The following is a 3,234-nucleotide window of genomic DNA, read 5'->3' as shown; positions in this document are numbered from 1 at the left end:
AAAAGGGTATCGGTTTTTTTGTGGTTTTATTTAAGCTTTATTAAAAGATGAGCTACGGAAAGACCTGGTGTGTGACGAAAATCATTAGATTTATACAACAGTTGTCTCACAGGAATAACAACACTTTCCGGTAAGCAGCGAAGCGAAATTAAGCCAGTCATTCCTCTTCGATTGATCCAGTGAGAAGGTATTTTATGGATAAAATCCGGTTTTAGCTGATTAAATCTCTGGTGAAGCGGAATAAACTCCTATCCAAGCCTATTAAATTTTAATCAACTGCTTAATAAGGTAGGAAAATCAATCAATTCACACATGAAAATTAGATTTTTCGACTAAGTAAACTATAAGGTTTGTCCCTGTGACAAGGCAGGTATCTGTAAAAGGTATCGTTTTTTTTGGTTTATCCAAGTATTAATAGAAGACGAGCGAGAAAGAGGATGAGCAAAGAGTTCGTGGAGACAACGGGAAGAGACATGGAAAATGTAGTATATGTGAAAGACCTGCAATTGACAAAAATTCATTAGATGTATGTACCAGTTAACTCAACTAAGTTCCCTTGTCCATAAATAGCATCACTTTCTGATATTTTTGTTCCCCAATAAGCAGAGAAGTGATACTCAACCTAATTAATTTCAGATAAATTGGGTGAAGCCGAATCAACCATTTCTATTACATAGGTAGAAAAATCAATTATTTACACACAAAAGTTAGCTTATTCACCTAGTTAACTTTAGGGTGATAGACAGGTATCTGTAAAGAGTATCGTTTTTTTGTGGTATTTTCTAGTATTAATAGAAGATGTGCAAGAAAGAGGAGGAACAAAGAGTTCGAGGAAACAAAAGGATTAGGCTCAAAGCATATAGCATAAGTGATGACCTGCGTTTTAAATATATATTAATAATTGTCTCAACTAACAAGTTACGTTGCCCATGAATCTCTTCACTATGTTTTCGTTCCTCAATAACCAGCGAAGCGAAAATCAACCCAGATATCCATTCTTGAATGATAGCTATTTTGCTATTCGCTACTAAATGGAGATTCTTCTAGTAAAGGCTTTTAAACTATCTAGTGAATCAATTGACAAAATTAATGATGTGTCACCATCAATTGCTGCAAACAGTTATGTAAATACTCTAACAGACACTATGGATATGTCGATGGATAAACTGTCATATAAATTTGATGTAGTATTACTTACAGATTTTCATAAAGAAGAAGAAAGTGCGACATTGAGTGCAGAGTTTGAAGAATCCTATGAAAATCCCTTTAAAAACAAGAATAGAGATGACTGTAGAAAAAGTCTAAATTAAAAGAGACCTCTCTAAAATTAAGGGGTTCTCTTCAGAGGTGAAGACTTTAAAACACAACACAAAAGGACAAACAATTCGCATATGAATTGTTTGTCCTTTTTTATTGATGTGTAAGCATTCCTGTTAATAAAAGTGAGTTTTTCGTTGTTCAATTGACAAAACACTACAATAGAAGTTGTAATGTAACTAATTGACGTACAAATAGCATTGTTAAATTAAAGGTCTGTTAAAGTTTAATGTTGATTTTTACTATGATAAACGGACTTCCAATTATATTATGGTCCGTTCCGTTGTTACTAATGGCTTCTTCAACTAATGTTCCCGTTTGTTTAAACAGATAATTTACTTCTGCTTATTAAATATAGAAATTAGTCCTAATAAAAAGACGATACCTATTAGAACATAAACGAAAATAGGTATTACGTGCCCTATATCAACTTTACTAATTACAAATATTGCTTCAGCAACTCTTGATAAAACAATTACCAATGCTAATGTTAATAGAGAAAATCCAACTAAAAGTACTCCTGAATTTTTCATGTTCTCATCCCTCCAAGTAATAATTTTTTTCTAATCATTCTTACATAATACTTCTCCGTTAGCCACCCATGTAGCACAAAACCAACTCTACACCATAGTGGATGAAATTGAGTGCAGAACAGAATTGAATTTTCATGGGAGTTGAATAAGAAATATGATTATTTCGTGAACTTAGATAACCTAAGTGTATCATAGGTATCTATATTTTGTATTTCTGTCAGAAAAAAACAAAAAAGTGCCGTGAAAAGAGATGCTAATATTATTTCATTTTAAATTTCTGTTAGGGACTCGCTTTCGTGTTTTACACCTCTGAAGAGAAACCCTTACTCTAAAGTGTTGACTCTTTTATTTAATTATTTATATATGTATCGGAACCAAGTCAAAAATACATCGTCTTACGTCAAAGATTTTCAGACACATAAACAAATATTTGTGTGATCAAAGTTAATTTAAAGAGTATTGTTTAAACGAATTGTTTAATATGAATCTATTCTCTTTTATGGTGCGGTTTGAATTGCTATATTTTTTGTAGCAACATCACTTGGAAATCTAATTACCAAGTCAATAGGGACTCAGCCATTGTTATAGGTATAAAATTAATTGTTGAGTTTTTTGATTTTGTTGGATTCAAAATATCGCAAAGTGTTGTTAAGAAGCATAATTGCTCTTCTTTTCTATGGGTTTATCTGGTGTAATCAATATCACTGGGAGTATATTTAGTTAATTTGATTGCAGACAGTAATGCATCCACCTACCCAATTTAACCTTAACGATGATCTTAGAAGTCGTACGTCTATTTTAAATAATTGATTGAAATGGGTTTTTAACTTTTAAAGGAGAGACAATGTGCATGAAAGCTGGAGGTAATTATGTAGTAGCAAATGTAAATGAGATGGAGTTCGGGATTCTCTAACCAAAATAAACAAGACCCTTTACTTAAAATGGTCGTCATCCATGACTAACGTCTGCTAATATTGCTAAAGCCTACGAAGTGTTAATCATTGTAATCAACAAGGTAATGAGAAGGGTGAATTGTCTAAGGATGTACAGTATTAATCGTCCAGTTTATATTCCAATGTATTTTAATGTAGATGCAACTACCAATCTCTTAAGAGATGTAATGTAGGAAACTAATAAGATCGAACAAAAAGTGCTGAGTTTAGACCGACGCACCGATTATGAAAACTCTTATTGACATGAAGGTGAGAATTTGATATATTAATTAAGTTGCTAATTTGCATGCAACATAATGAATGAAAGTATTAAAATTCTTTATTGACATGAATAACAGAATTTGATATACTACTCAAGTCGCTAATTAAACGGTGATGAGTGAGCAAAAAAATGAATGAAACTTTTTATTGACATAACGATGAGAAGTTGT

General features: G+C 32.1%; 2 protein-coding genes. One reads left to right on the top strand and one right to left on the bottom strand.

All coding sequences use genetic code 11. The features are described from left to right. Positions 1-1,031: 1,031 nt before the first annotated feature. On the top strand, positions 1,032-1,310 hold the full coding sequence (locus tag C406_RS0117955; RefSeq protein ID WP_017382041.1) for a hypothetical protein: 279 nt from the start codon (positions 1,032-1,034) through the stop codon (positions 1,308-1,310). Between the two features lie 342 nt (positions 1,311-1,652). Here the strand turns inward: C406_RS0117955 and C406_RS0117950 are convergent, their stop codons facing one another. Further along, entirely contained in the window at positions 1,653-1,850 is a 198-nt protein-coding gene (locus tag C406_RS0117950) for a hypothetical protein (RefSeq protein ID WP_017382040.1), read from the bottom strand. Positions 1,851-3,234 lie beyond the last annotated feature (1,384 nt).

The sequence above is a fragment of the Paenisporosarcina sp. TG-14 genome (assembly GCF_000297555.1).
GTDB lineage: Bacteria > Bacillota > Bacilli > Bacillales_A > Planococcaceae > Paenisporosarcina > Paenisporosarcina antarctica.
This window is presented reverse-complemented; position numbering and strand designations above follow the sequence as displayed.

Bases quoted from the DNA above. Each gene is read 5' to 3' on its own strand.
- C406_RS0117955 (WP_017382041.1), top strand. From the start codon at position 1,032: ATGGAGATTCTTCTAGTAAAGGCTTTTAAACTATCTAGTGAATCAATT.
- C406_RS0117950 (WP_017382040.1), bottom strand. From the start codon at position 1,850: ATGAAAAATTCAGGAGTACTTTTAGTTGGATTTTCTCTATTAACATTA.